This window comes from Streptomyces sp. NBC_01390 (genome assembly GCF_045040105.1).
Taxonomy (GTDB): Bacteria; Actinomycetota; Actinomycetes; order Streptomycetales; family Streptomycetaceae; genus Streptomyces.
The window spans coordinates 5,805,678-5,821,160 of the sequence record NZ_CP109551.1; the positions used below are offsets into that span (position 1 = coordinate 5,805,678).

Below are 15,483 nucleotides of genomic sequence, written 5' to 3' on the forward strand. Positions count from 1 at the left end.
CCACATCACCCCGGCGTCACCAGCCGGGCCTCGTACGCGAACACCGCCGCCTGCGTACGGTCCCGCAGGCCCAGTTTCACCAGGACGCGGCTGACGTGCGTCTTGATCGTCGACTCGGCGACCACCAGCCGCCCGGCGATCTCCACGTTCGACAGCCCCTGCGCGATCAGCACGAGCACCTCGGTCTCCCGGTCGGTCAGCTCGCCGTACGCCGCCTGCGCCCCCGGCAGACAGCGCGGCGCGTCGGCGAGTTTCGAGAACTCCGTGATCAGGCGCCGGGTGACCGAGGGGGCGAGCAGCGCCTCACCGGCGGCCACCACCCTTACCCCCTCCGCCAGTTGGTGTGCCGAGGCGTCCTTCAGCAGGAAGCCCGACGCGCCCGCCCGCAGCGCCTGGTACACGTACTCGTCGAGGTCGAACGTCGTCAGCACCAGGATCTTCGCCGTGGCGTCCGCCGCGACGATCTCCCGGGTCGCCTCGATACCGTTCAGTTCGGGCATCCGGATGTCCATCAGGACGACGTCCGGGGCGAGTTCACGCACCCGGTCCACCGCCTCGCGGCCGTTCACCGCCTCGCCGACGACCTCGATGTCCGGCATCGCGTTCAGCAGCACGGAGAAGCCCTCACGGACCATCATCTGGTCGTCCACGACCAGCACGCGGATCGTACGGGCGGGGCTCATGCGCCCTCTCCGTCCTCACCCGTGGTGCTCTCCACCGGGACCACCGGGAGGAAGACCGTGACCTCGTAGCCCCCGTCGGCGGTCGGGACCGTCGTCATCGCGCCGTTCAGCATCGCGACGCGCTCGCGCATCCCCGTGAGGCCCTGCCCGGCGCCCTCGGTCGGCGTCTGCTTCACGAACGACACTTCCGCAGGCGGGCCGTTGACGACGCGAAGGCCCAACCCGCCCAGCACGTAACCGATTTCTACCCGTGCGCTCGCGCCCGGCGCGTGCCGGAGCGTGTTGCTCAGCGCCTCCTGCACGATCCGGTACGCCGACAGCTCGACGCCCTGCGGGAGTTCACGTACCGCGCCCGTCACCGCCTTGTCGACGACGAGGCCCGCCTCGCGCACGTTCGTGAGGAGAGCGTCGAGGTCGGCCAGGGTGGGCTGCGGGGCGTCGGGAGCCTCGTAGTCCTCCGCCCGTACGACGCCCAGGACCCGGCGCAGTTCGGTGAGCGCGGCCACCGCGTTCTCGCGGATCGTCACGAAGGCCTTCGCCAGTTCCTCGGGCGGGTTGTCCACCCGGTAGGGCGCCGCCTCCGCCTGGATGGCGACCACCGACATGTGGTGCGCGACGACGTCGTGCAGCTCACGTGCGATGGTCGTGCGCTCCTCCAACAGGGTGCGCTTGGACCGCTCGTGCGCGGTCACCGTCTGCTGGGCGGTCACCTCCTGCTCGGCGGCCCGGCGCACCAGCGCCACGGTCACCACGAGCAGCGACAGAGCGGAGACGGAGAGGAAGGGCATGGCGTTGCTGCCGAAGTAGCGGTCACCGTAGAGGCCCTCGGCGCCTATGCCGTAGGCCGCCGTCAGCACCCACATCCAGGCGGCCGTACGCGGCCGGGTCCGGGCGGCCACGACCGTCAGCACCACCAGGTGGGCGACGAAACTCGCGGGCAGCCAGGGAAAGTCGCTGTTCCCGTCCTGGACCCAGGCCACGACCGGGATCGAGACCATGGAGAACCAGAAGGCCCCGACCGGCCGGACCAGCGTCATCAGGATCGGCCCCAGAGAGCAGAAGGTCATCGCCAGCGCCGCCTGCAACTCCCCCTCGCTGTCGTCGAAGGAGACACGCACGGCCAGCATCCCGGCCACGACCACCAGGACGTGCCGCGTCCAGACCTCCAACGGGCGCAGCGGCCCGGGCAGCACCCGGGCGAGCCGGCCGGGCTTGTCCTTCGGGGGCAGCGGGCGGTAGGTGAAGAAGTCGTCGAACAGGTCGGCGCGCAGCCCCTTCAGCGCGTCCATGGCCAGCCGGAACTCGGGGCTGCGCGACGGCCTGTCGACCGCCGCCCTCGGCTCAGTGTTCATCCGCGTGTACGTCATCTCAGTCACATGCAGCACGGTAGGCGGCGGGCGGGCCGCGGTCGTCCGCAGTGAGAGGGGTTCTCCGCCGTCCGCCTCAGGTACTACGGCACCCACCACAAGGACGAGTGCGAGGACGGCGACAGGCAGCACTCACCACGCCAGTTGGGCGATCTCCTCCGCCACCACCGCGCACGCGTCCGCCGCCGGGTCGATCAGCGGGAAGTGACCGACGTCCGCCAGCAGCGTCACACCGACCACCTCCCCGGCCTTCGCCGCAGCGTCCGCGTACGACTCGGCGACGATCTCCGGTACGACCGTGTCGGCGCGCCCCTGTACGAGGGTGGTCGCGATACCGGTGGGCAGCAGCAGCGCCGGGTCGGCGTAGGGCTGACGCTCGGCGAACTCCCCTTCTCCGCCCAGGAGTTGGCGTACGGCGCCGGAGCAGACGTCCAGCTTCGCGGCGACGCCGAAGTCAGCGATCGGGGCGAGGGCGACAACTCCGCGCAGCGGGGCGGGACGGGCCAGGAACCAGGGCGCGTCGGTGGGGAGGAGGTGCCGGGAGGAGGCCCAGAGGGCGAGGTGCCCGCCCGCCGAGTGCCCGGTGACGACCGTGCGGCGCGGGTCGGCCTGCGGAAGGTGGGTCGCCGCGAGTGCGGGCAGGGCGTCCAGCGCCGCCGCGACGTCGTCGAAGGTGTCGGGCCAACGCCCGGCGACGGCGGGGTCGTCCGTGCCCCGCCGGTACTCCACGTTGGCCACGGCGAACCCGCGCCGGGCCAGGAACCCGGCGAACGGCGTGATGTGCCGCCGGTCGTACGGCGCCCGCCAGGCACCCCCGTGCACCACGACGACCAGCGGCACGCTCACGTCGTCCGGCAGCGGCCCGGAGTCGTGCGGGCCCTGCGGGGCGTAGAAGTCGATCACCTGGTCGGGATGGTCGCCGTACGCGGCGGTGGCGTCGGGCTCGACGGGCGGGTGCGAGAAGGCGGACCGCTCCTCTTCCGCCGCGCGTGCGGCGGGGACGCCGGCCCCCGCCGCGCCGTGCTCCCGTGCTACGGCATCGTCCGGCATGCTCCAACCTTCCAGCGACGCAACAGATTTGGCCGACCTGGAGAAATTCCGGCCGTAGCCGGGGACGCTACCAGCCCCCGTGACATGCGTTGACACGCGCAATTCACGGAGGAGAACGGAAGAGAGCAGAGGAGCGGAGAGCAGAACTCAGCCGGCGACGACCTCGCCCAGCACCCGGGCCGCCCGCTCCACGTCCGCGAACCCGACGTACAGCGGTGTGAACCCGAACCGCAGTACGTCCGGCCGCCGGAAGTCGCCGACGACGCCCCGCTCGATGAGCCGCGCCATCACCTCCCCGGCGTCCGGGCACCGCAGCGCGATCTGACTCCCGCGCTCGGCATGCGCGTCCGGTGTGACGGACTCGACGCGCCCCTCCGGGACGTACTCGTCGACGCACTCCAGGAAGAAGTCGGTCAGGGCGAGGGACTTGGCCCGTACGGCGTCGATGCCGACCCCCTCCCACACCTCCAGGGCCGCCTCCAGCGCGAGCATCGAGAGGATGTCCGGTGTCCCGACGCGCCCACGTGTCGCACCCGAGGCGGGGGCGTACTCGGGCCGCATACCGAAGGGGTCGGCGTGCGAGGTCCAGCCGGGCAGGGGCGAGTCGAACCGCTCCTGGTGTGCCTGGTTCACGTACAGGTAGGCGGGCGAACCGGGGCCGCCGTTCAGGTACTTGTAGGTGCACCCCACGGCGAGGTCCACCCCGTGCTCGTCCAGCCCGACCGGCAGGGCGCCCGCGCTGTGGCACAGGTCCCAGACGGCCAGGGCACCGGACTTGTGGATCGCGGCGGTGAGGGCGGGCAGGTCGTGCAGCCGGCCGGTGCGGTAGTCGACGTGGTTGAGCAGGACAGCGGCGGTACGCTCGCTCAACTCCCCTGCCACAGCGCCCGGTTCGAGCGCACGCAGGGTGCAGCCGGTCATCCGCGCGGCGGACTCGGCGATGTATCCGTCGGTCGGGAAGGTACTGGCATCGACAAGAATCTCGTCACGCCCACCCCCCGCCAGCCTGACGGCCCCCACAAGTGCCTTGAAAACATTGACGCTTGTCGAGTCACCGACGACGACCTGCCCGGCCGCCGCACCCACCAGCGGAGCGATACGGTCACCGATCCGCTCGGGCGCGGTCCACCATCCGCTCTCGTCCCAGGACCGGATGCGCAGCTCGCCCCACTCCCGGCGCACGACGTCGTCGAGCCGGCCGGGGACGGACGCGGGCAGCGCGCCGAGCGAGTTCCCGTCCAGGTAGGTGACGCCGAAGTCCAGCACGAACCGCTCCCGCACCTTGGCGAGTTCGTCGCGCGAGTCCAGCGCCTGGGCTACCTCGGGCTTCGAAGGCAGCAGCTTGGGGTGAGACAGCTCAGACATGGGACCTCGCCGTCCACAGCTCGGGGAACACGTTCTTCTGCGCCCGCTTCTCCAGCCAGGCCACTCCGGCGGAGCCGCCGGTACCGGCCTTGGCGCCCATCGCCCGCCGGGTGGCGACGAGATGGTCGTTGCGCCAGCGCCACACCAGCTCGGCGACATCCGTCAACGCCTCGCCGAGACGGGCGAGTTCGGCCTCGGGGTCACCGGAGTAGAGCGCGGTCCAGGCCGCCTCGACCTCGACCGACGGCTCGTACCGCTGGGACACGTCCCGGGACAGGACGGCGTCGGGGACGGCGTACCCGCGCCGGTCGAGCAGCCTCAACACCTCGTCGTACAGGCTCGGTTCGTGCAGCGCCTTCTCCAACTCGGCGTGCACGCGCGGTGCGGCCCGATGAGGCACGAGCATCGACGCGGACTTCTCGCCGAGCAGAAACTCCATCCGCCGGTACATCGCGGACTGGAACCCCGAGCCCTCACCGAGGGCGGCACGGTACGAGTTGAACTGGGCGGGGGTGAGCTGGGCCAGCGGACGCCAGGAAGCGTTGAGGGCGTCCAGCTCACGCACGGAACGCTTGAGCGCGGCGACGGCGGTGGGGACGTCATCGCCCCGCAGGGCCTTCGCGGCGGTCTCCCACTCGTGCACGATGACCGTGAACCACAGCTCCATGACCTGGGTCGTCACCAGGAAGACCATCTCTCCGGGGTCGTCGGAGAGGGTGTGCTGAAGGTGGGTGAGGACGTCGGCCTGGACGTAGTCCTCGTACGGGGTGGTACCGGCGAAGTCGAGATGCGGGGTCTCGGGCTCCGAAGCCTCGGGGGGCTGAGCCTGGAGGGACATCGCTGTCTCCTGTTGTACTCCGGGTAGCGGTCCGCCCCTGCCGAATTCCGACACGGGGGCCCCGGTCCCCGGGGCATTCAACACAATCGTGCCCCGGATCCGCAAGGCCCGCATGTCCACGGACGGGCCCTGCGGACAGCCGAACGGTTGCTCACCGAGCGTCCGGGCCGCCGTGACCGAGGAGTCCTTCGTCGAGTCCCCCTGTCCCCCTTCTTTCCTGCCCACCTATCGCCCTGTACACCGAACCGCTCACCCCCTCCTCGCGTACTTTTGTACGATTACCGCACCCAAGGGGGGATGCCGCGGTGGAGGGGCGTGGATGGACGACAACGCAGCTAGACGCGGGGCGATTGGGGGGCTGAGGACCGTGACATCGGTCGCCGCGGCGGCCGTGTTGCTCGGCGGCTGCGGTTCCGGGGACGAGAAGGCGGCGGATCCAACCCTTCGGCATCCGGCCGGTCCGCGGCTCCGACCGCATCCGGCTCTCCCTAACTCCGTCGTCACCGTCCCATTCGGCATTGTGTCGCTACGCATCGCGGGCTACGCCCTATGGCCGTTCGGCCGCACTACTGCGGAACGGCCGGGCGCGGAGGCTCCGTCGTTCATCGGCAACGTCGTTTCGTCGATCATTGGCATCCCATTCGGATGGGCCAACCTCAAGCTCCCCAATCTCGCTGACGCCACTGGGGCACGAGGTGATCGCGACCGATCGAAAAATCGGCGCACACTAGATCTTGCGCACCCCCTGCGAAACGTGAGCAAGGAAGAAAAATAACCAAACCTCTCGATATCAGCACGGAAACTCTCTGACTTCCGGAGTGATGAGTTCCGATTGCGACTTAAAGACTTCAGCATCTCAACCCTCTACAAAAAGGGCGAAGTGCCTAAAATTCCCAGGCTATGACCGAATCTTGCGCGGTGAATGGCTGAATCCGTTTCGAAGCGAATAGAGTCGATGTGTAATGATGCCCAGGTCAAGTACAGGAATCGCGCATGCACGTTGATCATAGAGGCATCTAAATGAAGAAGCGCGCACGAACGCTGTCTGCTGGACTCTCGGTGGGAGTGGCCGCCCTCGCGGCAGCCGTCCTGACAACAACTCCGGCGGCTGCCGCGCTCCAGAGCTTGAGCTGGCATGTCAATAAGTCCCTTGCGTACTGTAGCTCACTGCCCCACAGGACAAGCGTGGAGCAGATGAAGCAGGCAGCGTGCAACTCTGAAGTTATCAACCTGGAGGCTCTCGTCGCCTCGGAGGCGATAGCCCGAGGCGTGGCTACGGCTGAAATTGCAGCAGGCAAGAACTGGCCTGGACCTGGCCACTGATGTTCGAGCCACAGCAATCGCAATCAATCTAATTTCTTGGGTTGCGAAGGGATAGCCCTGCTCTGAAATCATCTTCAGAGCAGGGCTATTTTGACACCAAGAGGCATTACGGCCTGAAACGCATTCAAGGCCAGGATGGAGACCTATTGGCGCGTGACCCCGGCAGAGGGCAGCCCCTACGCCCACGGCGCCGGGAACCGATTCCCCGTAGATCCAACGAAGGGATACGCACATGTCCGCAGTCCCCGAGTTCGAGTTCCGCACGTCCAACGCGTGCAAGTACAACAACAACGACCCGCGCTGTGTCGAGGTAGCCACGAACGCCCCCCGTACCGTCGTGGTCCGCAATTCCGACACCGGCCGATCGGTGGCGTTCACGGCGATCAAGTGGAGTGACTTCCTGACCGGTGCCAAGCTGGGCGAGTTCGACGTCACGACGTAGGGAGTCGTCATTTGGCAGTGAGCGTTTTCAGCTCGGCCACCGATCGGGTGACGCCGACAGGGTGCCCGCGCCGACGCGGTCGTGTTCACCGGCGACGCGGCACGGGCCGCCGGACTCGCGTCGGCACTGGCCACCGCCCGGTTCAAGGGAACCCGGCTGGCGACGGAACGCGCCTTCGACCCGCGGTTCCTCGAATCCTCGAAAGCCGCCGCAGACGACTGGGTGTTCGTCACCGCCTTCACCGACCCGACCGCCCGACCGTCCGCCCGTGCCTTCACCACGGCCTACCGCGCCCGCTACGGCACCGACCCGGGCTGGTACGCGGCGGAGGCCTACGACGCCGTGATGTTCCTGGCGGCGGCCTGCACCAAGGACGGCGCGGCGGTGACGGAACGGGGTGCCATCGCGCGCCGGATGCCCGAGATCACGTACTCCGGGATCAGTCGAACCGTCAGGTACGAGAAGGGCTACGGCTACAACCACGACGGGATGTTCGAGTTCAAGGTGGCCGACGGCGCGTTCCGGTACCTGGGGCAGTACCAGGAGGCGGCGGTTTCCTGAGCGGACAGCGGTCAGAGGCATCAGAGGCAACTGACAGACTGCGGTCATGAACCTTCACGAGAACCTGCTCGGCGGACCGCCCCCCACCCACCTCCCGGAGAACACCGAGGCGTACCGGATGCTGGAGGAGAAGTCCGCCTCACCCGCCGAGGTAGCCGCCGCCCACCCCACCTTCTCGCTCGCCTGGGCCCTGCTCGCCGAGGACGCCTTCACGGCCGGGCGAACCGTGGAGTCCTACGCGTACGCCCGCACCGGATACCACCGGGGACTCGACGCCCTGCGCCGCTCGGGCTGGAAGGGCCACGGCCCCATCCCCTTCAGCCACGAGCCCAACCGCGGCTTCCTGCGCTGCCTGGCAGCACTGGCCCGCGCGGCCGACGCCATCAGCGAAACCGAAGAGGCGGCACGCTGCTGGCAGTTCCTCAAGGACAGCAGCGACGAGGCGTACACCGAGCTGAAGCGCTAGTCACCGGCCCGCACCACCAGCCCGCCCGGCGCCCAACGCCGGCCCGCACCTCCAGCCCGTCCGGCGTTTGAGGACGAGGCCCATCAGGCCGAAGGGGGGTCTGGGGGCACAGCCCCCAGTGGCCGGTCACCCTCCTCAACCCCCACCCCCTCCAGCGGCGGAGCCGTAACGCAGCCGTGCGTCCGGCACTCCGGATGCACACACCCCGCCCCCGGCCGCCGCACCGTCGCGAACGCCAGCCCCGACCCCACCGCCAATACCCCCGCACAGACGACCATCGCCCGCCCGAACGCAGCGTCGAACAGCGCCGCCGACCGGTACGCCTCCGCGCCCATCCCCGTGACCAGCGGCAACGCCGCCACCGCCACCAGGCCCGCCACCCGCGCCGCCGCGTTGTTGACCCCGCTCGCCAGCCCCGCCCGTTCCGTCCCCACCGACGCCAGCACGCTCGCCGTGAGCGGCGCGACCAGCGCCACCAGGCCCAGCCCGAGCACCAGCACGGCGGGCAGCACATCAGCGACGTACGACGCCTCCGGGCCCACCCGCAGCATCAGCAGCATCCCCGCCGCACACAGCAGCGGCCCGACGGTCAGCGGCACGCGCGGTCCGATCCGCTCCGCCAGTTGCCCCGAGCGCGCCGACAGCAGCAGCATCAGGGCGGTCGTCGGCAGCAGGGCCGTACCGGCGCCCAGGGCCGAGAACCCGGCCACCACCTGCAGCTGGAGCGCGGAGAGGAAGAAGAAGCCGCCCAGGCCCGTGTAGACGCACAGGGTGACCAGGTTGACGGCCGTGAACTGGCGCGAGGCGAAGATGTCCAGCGGCATCATCGCGTCATCGGCGCGCCCCCGCTCGACGTAGACGAAGGCCACCCCCGCCGCGACACCCACCACCGCCGAGAGCACGACAACCACGGAACCGGACCTGGCCTCGATCAGCGCGTACGTCACCAGAGCGAGCGCCAGGGCCCCCAAGGCCGCGCCGAGGACGTCGAAGCGCCCGTGGACCGCACGTCCGTCGCCGGACTCGGGAACATGACGTACGGCGATGGGGACGCAGAACAGCGCCACCGGGACGTTGATCAGGAACACCCACCGCCAGCCCGGGCCGTCCACCAGCCAGCCGCCCAGGAACGGCCCAACCGCCGCGCCGATGCCCCCGAAGCCGGACCACAGCCCGACCGCCCGCCCCCGGTCGTCGGCGTGGAAGGAGGCCTGGATGATGGCCAGGGAGCCCGGGGTGAGGAGCGCGCCGCCGATGCCCTGGAGGGCGCGGGCGGCGATGAGGACCCCGGCGTTCGGGGCGATGCCGCAGAGCAGCGAGGCGGCGGCGAACCACACCACCCCGATCACGAAGACCTTGCGGCGGCCGTACCGGTCGCCGAGCGAACCGCCCAGCAGGATCAGCCCGGCCAGAGTCAGCATGTACGCGTTGATCGTCCACTGCAGGGCGGCCAGATCGGCGTCGAGGTCGCGGCCGATGCGGGGCAGCGCGACGTTCACGACGGTCGAGTCCAGCAGGGCCATGCTGGAGCCGAGGACGGTGGTGAGGAGGATCCACCTGCCCTGGGGCGAGGAGAGTCGAACGTCGGACATGCCTCAGGTATACAGCGAGCCCGGCGCCGTAGACAGACGCCGAGCTCGCGGAACCACCGAAAGAACCGGTGGGCTACTTGATCTTCGCGACTACTTGATCTTCGTGCCCGCCGACCGCAGGTCCTGCGTGGCCACGACGACACGCGCGGCCATGCTCGCCTCGGCCAGCTTGCCCCACGTACGCGGGTCGTAGGTCGACTTGGAGCCGACCTCGCCGTCGACCTTCAGGACGCCGTCGTAGTTGCGGAACATGTGGTCGGCGACCGGACGCGTGAAGGCGTACTGCGTGTCCGTGTCGAGGTTCATCTTCACGACGCCGTTCTCCAGCGCGGTGGCGATCTCCTCGGCCGAGGAGCCGGAGCCGCCGTGGAAGACGAAGTCGAACGGCTGGGCGCCGGCCGGCTTGCCGTACTTGGCGGCGACACCGTCGTTCAGCTCCTTCAGGAGCTCGGGACGCAGCACCACGTTGCCCGGCTTGTACACGCCGTGGACGTTGCCGAAGGACGCGGCCAGCAGGTAGCGGCCCTTCTCACCGAGACCGAGGGCCTCGGCCGTACGCAGGGCGTCGTCGACCGTCGTGTAGAGGGAGTCGTTGATCTCGTGCGAGACCCCGTCCTCCTCGCCACCGGTCGGCGTGATCTCGACCTCAAGGATGATCTTCGCGGCGGCGGCGCGGGCCAGCAGCTCCTGCGCGATGGAGAGGTTGTCGGCGAGGGTCTCCGCCGAGCCGTCCCACATGTGGGACTGGAACAGCGGGTTGCGCCCGGCCTTGACCCGCTCCTCGGAGACGGCGATCAGCGGACGTACGTACCCGTCGAGCTTGTCCTTCGGGCAGTGGTCCGTGTGCAGGGCGACCGTGACCGGGTACTTCTCGGCGACGATGTGCGCGAACTCGGCCAGGGCCACGGAACCCGTGACCATCTCCTTGCTGAACTGACCGCCGAGGAACTCCGCACCACCCGTCGAGATCTGGATGATGCCGTCGCTCTCCGCCTCCGCGAAGCCGCGCAGCGCAGCGTGCAGGGTCTGGGTCGAGGTCACGTTGATGGCCGGGTAGGCGAACTTGCCTGCCTTTGCCCGGTCGAGCATCTCGCTGTAGACCTCAGGGGTTGCGATGGGCATGTGTCCGCTCCTCGTGATGTGCGTGCGGGTTGGCGATCTGAAGAGATCCGGCGTACTGCGCGTACCTACGGCCCTGACCTAGACCTGGCTGCGAGACCTGGGAAGCGACGTCATCGTCGACCCCATCTTTCCAGACGTTTCGCCCGGTACGGAGACCGGTACCAGGCCCTGTACGGATACTCAGTCCAGGCCCAGGTCGCTCTTCGAGTACGCGAACAGATACGGCACCCCGGCGCCCTGCTCGATCTTCTCGGCGGCGCCCGTCGCCCGGTCGACGATGGTCGCGACGCCCACGACCTCGGCGCCGGCCTCGCGTACGGCCGCCACGGCGTCGAGGGGCGAGTTGCCGGTCGTGGACGTGTCCTCGACTACCAGCACGCGCCGTCCCTCGATGCTCGGCCCCTCGACGCGCTTCTGCATCCCGTGCGCCTTCGCCGCCTTGCGCACGACGAACGCGTCCAGGCGCTGCCCGCGAGCCGCGGCGGCGTGCATCATGGCCGTGCCGACCGGGTCGGCGCCCATCGTCAGCCCGCCCACGGCGTCGAACTCCAGCCCCGCCTCCGCCGCCAGGTCGAGCAGCACCTGCCCGACCAGCGGCGCGGCCTGGCCGTCGAGGGTGACGAGGCGGAGGTCGATGTAGTAATCGCCCTCGATCCCCGACGACAGGGTCACCTTGCCGTGCACGACGGCCTTGTCCTTGATCTCCCGCAGCAGCGCGCCGCGTACGTCTACGTCACTCATGCCCGCCAGCCTAGACGGGACCGTCAGAGGGCCCGCCAGGTCCAGGTCGTCGTGGCTTCGAGCGGCTCGATGGGGGTGACGAGACGTGGCAGGGTGTTGAGCCCGTTGGGCGGCCCGGTCTGCGGTTCCACGCACACGGCGGCGTCCTGCTCGTCGTACACGACGACCCATTCCTCAGGACTGGTCACCTTCAGCTCCAGGAGCTGCGGCCAGGTGAGGGTGACGTCGACACCGCCGGGCATCCCGAAGCAGTCGTCCCAGGGACCGGGCTTCGGGTCGATCCGCTTCCCGGTGGGCAGGTGGTCGTCGCCGCGCTCCTCCTGCCAGGCAGGCGTGAAGGCGACCTGCACCTCCGCCGGTACGCCGTCAGGGCTGCCAAGGCTCCGATTGAACCAGGGATGCCAGCCGATCTGCGCCGGAAAGGAGTCCCCGTACGTCTCCACGGACATGGTGAGCGTGAGGGCATCCGGAGTCAGCGCGAAGACCTGCGTGACGCGCCCGGGGTAGGGCCACGGCTCCACGAGGTCGTACGTGATGACGGCCTCGTCGGCGGTGGTGTGGGCGACACTCCAGGCATGGTCACGGGCGGTGCCGTGGATGGCGTGCGGCGGGGAGTTGAGGGGGAGTTGGCGGACGGTACCGCCGTCGAGGAACCGTCCGTCGCGGGTGCGCCCGCACCAGGGGACCATCGGGAAGCACCCGAACTTCGCGCCCTGCCGCAGCAGTTCGACTCCACCGACCCGCAACCCTCCGACCCGCCCGCCGTTCCCCGGCTGCACGGTCACCTCCGCGTCACCCGCGGCCAGCGTGATCTCATCGTTACTCACGCGACGACCCTACCGGGCCACCACCATCTCCCTCTCACGTGGCCAGGCGGCTCCCTTACAGCACCGGCCCGCATTTCCGCCCGTCCGGCGCTTGAGGACAAGGCCCGTTCAGGGCCGGCTTCTGTCCCACCCACCCGCCCCCACTGCTTCCACAGCCCAGGCCGCACCCCGCCAGAGCGAGGCCGCACCCGGCCAGAGCAAGGCCGCACCTTCCAGCCCAGGCCCGCACCCCCAGCCCGTCCGGCGCTTGAGGACAAGGCCCGTTCAGGGCCGGAGGGGGGTCTGGGGGCACAGCCCCCAGGAACGGGATGGGACGGGTAGGGGCGGCGGGGGCGAAAAACCCCCAACCACCTCAGCGCCGCTTCCGCAGCACCCGCCCCACCACAATCGCCGAAGCCACCACCAACGCCGCAGCCGGCGCAGCCCACCGCAACGTCAGATTCCCCACCACCTGCTCCGGAGGCGGCACCGGCGCGTACCGCCCCCGGGGCGGCGCATGATCCACTTCCTCCGCACTGCGCCCGATCATCGTCCGCCGCGCATGAGCGGCCTCGGCAAGCGGCTCATCAGCCTCCATGAACCGCCTGGAAACCTGCGCGCCCCCACCCTCGCCATCCTCGACGTCGTCCCCCTCACCCTCGCCGAGGTCAACGTCATCGGAACCATCAACCTGGGGAATCGGGATCTCCACCACCGCCGAAATCCCCTCGGATTCCGAGGCCTCCCCGGCGGTCTCCCCGCCGTCCTCCTCGGCAGCCTCCCCCAGCCCCTCCCCGAACCGCCGCAGCAACCGCACACCCGCCGCGGCGACCGCGTCCGCAGGAAGCTCGGTCAGCCGCCCGTCGGCCGTCACCGTGCCCCCGAACACCAACGCCGAACCGCTCTCGCCCGAGTCCTCGGCCTCCCGCACCCGCAAGGTCAGGGCCAGCTTCACCGACCCGCCCCCACGCACCTCGACGGCGTCACCCTCGACGACGTAGGCGTACTCCCCACCGTCGTCCGGGCCACCCTGACCGTCCTGGCCGCCCTGCCCGTCCGCGACAGCGACCCGCAGGGACCCGCGATAAGTGATCGCGTGCCCAGCGATACGCACCTTCAGCCGCCCGGCGACCCCGGCGGCGGCAGGCTCGGTGCCCGCGTCCCGCTGGAGTCCGGGGACCGCGCGGGCGACGCGCGCGGGGTCGGCGAGTACGTCCCTCAGCCGCCCGACCGCAACCGGAACGAACACCTCATGGTCCATGAAACCCGAGAGTACCCAGCGTGGCCCGGGTCACACCCGCGCATCCGGGGATTCCGACGCCATCCCCGAGGTACCAACACCCACGCGGCCCCACAAACCGCCACAAGCCCAGCGACCTGCTCCTACGCCCCTCCTCCCTCCCTTCCCCTCCCTCAGTACCGCGGGTGCACCAACGTCGACGCCCGCAGCCCCACCACCCGCATCCGCGCCGCGGCCCGCGCGTCCGCCGCCAGCCCCGCCTGGGTGAGGGTCCGCAGCCGGGGCCCGGTCGCCCGGTCCACCCACAGGCGGGGGGCGGGCCCCTCGGCCGTGGCCAGCACGAAGCCCCAGTCCTGCAGGGCGTGCGCCGTCCTGGACGCCGTACGGTCCGGGCCGGAGGCGAAGCCGGCGTCGCGGCCGGCCGCGCTGTGGGCCACGCAGTAGGGCGTGGTCCGCAGCCCGGCGGCCCGGAGGGTCGTCTCGACGGTCCAGAACGCGCGCGGCCGCGAGGAGACCGACCCGCCGTGCACGACCAGCCGGCCGCCGTCGGTCAGCACCTGCCGCGCCAGCCCGTAGAACTCCTGGGAGTACAGCTTCGTACTCGCCGTGATGCCCGTGCCCGGCAGATCCGAGATGACGACGTCGTAGGCGGCCCGCGCGCCGCGCAGCAGCCGGAAGGGGTCCGCGGTCGTCACATGGACGCGCGGGTCGTCGAACGCGTGCGCGTTCAGGGCGGAGAGCGCCGGGTCCTGGCGCGCCAGCCGCACCACGCCCGCGTCGAGCTCGACGACGTCCACCCGCCGTACGCCCGGATGGCGCAGCACCTCACGCGTGGCGAGCCCGTCGCCGCCGCCGAGGACGAGCACGCGCGCGTGCGGGCCGTTCATCGCGGGGTGGACGAGCGCCTCGTGGTAGGCGCGCTCGTCGCGCCCGCCGACGCGCAGGCGGCCGTCCAGGAACAGGTTCAGCGGCCGGCCGTCGGTGCCGCCCGTGAGGACGACCTCCTGGACGTCGGTCCGCAGCGCCACCCGTACGTCGTCGCCGTACACCGCGTGCCGGGCGGCGCGTTCGAAGTCGTCGACGAGTACGGCGGCGGCCGCCAGCAGCCCGATCACGGTCAGGTTCGCCACCACCAGCAGCCAGCGTCCGCGCCGGGTGAGGTCCCGCCGGAACAGGCCGAGGACGAGGGCGCCGCCGACGAGCGCGTTGACCGTGCCGGTGAGCAGGGCGCCGGTGAGCTGGCCGAGCCAGGGGAGCAGGAGGAACGGGAAGGCCAGGCCGCCGACCAGGGCGCCCACGTAGTCCGCGGCGAACAGGTCGGCGACGGCGCCGCCCGCGTCCTGGCGGCGGATGCGCTGGATCAGCTCCATGAGCAGCGGCACCTCGGCGCCGATCAGGAGGCCGATGGCGAGGGAGAAGGTGACGAGGAGGATCCGGGGGCCGTTCGCCCACAGGCCGCCCCAGTCGCCCGTCCACGCGAACACCGCGTAGAGCGCCATGGCGCTGCAGCCGCCGACCAGCGCGAGCGCGGCCTCGACCGCGGCGAAGCCGGCCGCGGCGCGGCAGCGCAGGCGTTTCGCGGCGAGGGAGCCGATGCCCATCGCGAACACCATCACGGAGAGCACGACGGACGCCTGGGTGACCGAGTCGCCGATCAGATACGAGGCGAGCGCGACGAGCTCCAGCTCGTACACCAGTCCACAGGCCGCACAGACGAAGGCACCGGCGAGGACGAGGAACCGGCCGAGGCCGGGCCGGACGGGCAGCCGCGCGGGGCTGCCCCAGGACGGGGGGATGCCCGGCGGGGCCGGCACGTGCGGTTCGATCACGCTGGGAACGCTACGTCACACCCTCGGTGCGCTTCGTCACCCACACGTGTGGTCTCTG

Annotated in this window: 13 protein-coding genes and 2 pseudogenes; 4 read left to right on the forward strand and 11 right to left on the reverse strand. The window is 70.4% G+C overall.

Annotated elements, in window-relative coordinates; genetic code table 11:
- Positions 1-5 precede the first annotated feature (5 nt).
- The 5 genes from OG241_RS26215 to OG241_RS26235 form a co-directional block, all read right to left on the reverse strand.
- Positions 6-683 carry a response regulator gene (locus tag OG241_RS26215; RefSeq protein WP_405818452.1) on the reverse strand — a complete coding sequence of 226 codons (678 nt, stop codon included), beginning with the start codon at positions 681-683 and terminating at the stop codon, positions 6-8.
- Positions 680-2,050: a sensor histidine kinase gene (locus OG241_RS26220; RefSeq protein WP_405826427.1), complete on the reverse strand. Its 1,371-nt coding sequence runs from the start codon at positions 2,048-2,050 to the stop codon at positions 680-682. The genes OG241_RS26215 and OG241_RS26220 overlap by 4 nt, the downstream gene beginning before the upstream one ends.
- Before the next feature lie 132 nt (positions 2,051-2,182).
- Complete coding sequence (locus OG241_RS26225; RefSeq protein WP_405818454.1) at positions 2,183-3,100, reverse strand: alpha/beta hydrolase; 918 nt, start codon at positions 3,098-3,100, stop codon at positions 2,183-2,185.
- A gap of 147 nt (positions 3,101-3,247) precedes the next feature.
- The gene (gene kynU, locus OG241_RS26230; protein WP_405818456.1) at positions 3,248-4,465 is read right to left on the reverse strand and encodes a kynureninase; all 1,218 of its coding nucleotides are present in this window, start codon (positions 4,463-4,465) and stop codon (positions 3,248-3,250) included.
- Complete coding sequence (locus tag OG241_RS26235; RefSeq protein WP_405818458.1) at positions 4,458-5,303, reverse strand: tryptophan 2,3-dioxygenase family protein; 846 nt, start codon at positions 5,301-5,303, stop codon at positions 4,458-4,460. Before OG241_RS26235 ends, kynU begins: the two co-directional genes overlap by 8 nt.
- A 496-nt stretch (positions 5,304-5,799) precedes the next feature.
- On the opposite strand from OG241_RS26235, the pseudogene OG241_RS26240 reads away from it, so the two are divergent.
- The 4 genes and pseudogenes from OG241_RS26240 to OG241_RS26255 form a co-directional block, all read left to right on the forward strand.
- Positions 5,800-6,034, forward strand: a pseudogene (locus OG241_RS26240) (hypothetical protein); the annotation flags it as partial.
- 824 nt (positions 6,035-6,858) lie between these two features.
- Positions 6,859-7,068 (forward strand): DUF397 domain-containing protein, encoded by a 210-nt coding sequence (locus OG241_RS26245; RefSeq protein ID WP_405818459.1) that lies wholly within the window; start codon positions 6,859-6,861, stop codon positions 7,066-7,068.
- A gap of 69 nt (positions 7,069-7,137) precedes the next feature.
- Positions 7,138-7,629, forward strand: a pseudogene (locus OG241_RS26250) (ABC transporter substrate-binding protein); the annotation flags it as partial.
- A 46-nt stretch (positions 7,630-7,675) separates the two neighbouring features.
- Positions 7,676-8,095 (forward strand): DUF3151 domain-containing protein, encoded by a 420-nt coding sequence (locus OG241_RS26255; protein WP_405818460.1) that lies wholly within the window; start codon positions 7,676-7,678, stop codon positions 8,093-8,095.
- 83 nt (positions 8,096-8,178) lie between these two features.
- On the opposite strand, the gene OG241_RS26260 is transcribed toward OG241_RS26255, so the two are convergent.
- The 6 genes from OG241_RS26260 to OG241_RS26285 form a co-directional block, all read right to left on the reverse strand.
- Positions 8,179-9,687 (reverse strand): MFS transporter, encoded by a 1,509-nt coding sequence (locus OG241_RS26260; RefSeq protein ID WP_405818462.1) that lies wholly within the window; start codon positions 9,685-9,687, stop codon positions 8,179-8,181.
- A 90-nt stretch (positions 9,688-9,777) separates the two neighbouring features.
- Positions 9,778-10,827, reverse strand: coding sequence for a class II fructose-bisphosphate aldolase (gene fbaA, locus OG241_RS26265; RefSeq protein WP_405826429.1), 1,050 nt, complete (start codon positions 10,825-10,827; stop codon positions 9,778-9,780).
- Positions 10,828-10,989: 162 nt separating this feature from the next.
- Positions 10,990-11,550 carry an orotate phosphoribosyltransferase gene (gene pyrE / locus OG241_RS26270; RefSeq protein WP_405818464.1) on the reverse strand — a complete coding sequence of 187 codons (561 nt, stop codon included), beginning with the start codon at positions 11,548-11,550 and terminating at the stop codon, positions 10,990-10,992.
- Between the two features lie 23 nt (positions 11,551-11,573).
- Positions 11,574-12,377: an aldose 1-epimerase gene (locus OG241_RS26275; RefSeq protein ID WP_405818466.1), complete on the reverse strand. Its 804-nt coding sequence runs from the start codon at positions 12,375-12,377 to the stop codon at positions 11,574-11,576.
- Between the two features lie 352 nt (positions 12,378-12,729).
- Positions 12,730-13,617: a carbon monoxide dehydrogenase subunit G gene (locus OG241_RS26280; RefSeq protein WP_405818468.1), complete on the reverse strand. Its 888-nt coding sequence runs from the start codon at positions 13,615-13,617 to the stop codon at positions 12,730-12,732.
- A 152-nt stretch (positions 13,618-13,769) separates the two neighbouring features.
- Positions 13,770-15,425, reverse strand: a complete 1,656-nt coding sequence (locus tag OG241_RS26285) for a polyamine aminopropyltransferase (RefSeq protein ID WP_405818470.1) — start codon at positions 15,423-15,425, stop codon at positions 13,770-13,772.
- Positions 15,426-15,483: the final 58 nt, after the last annotated feature.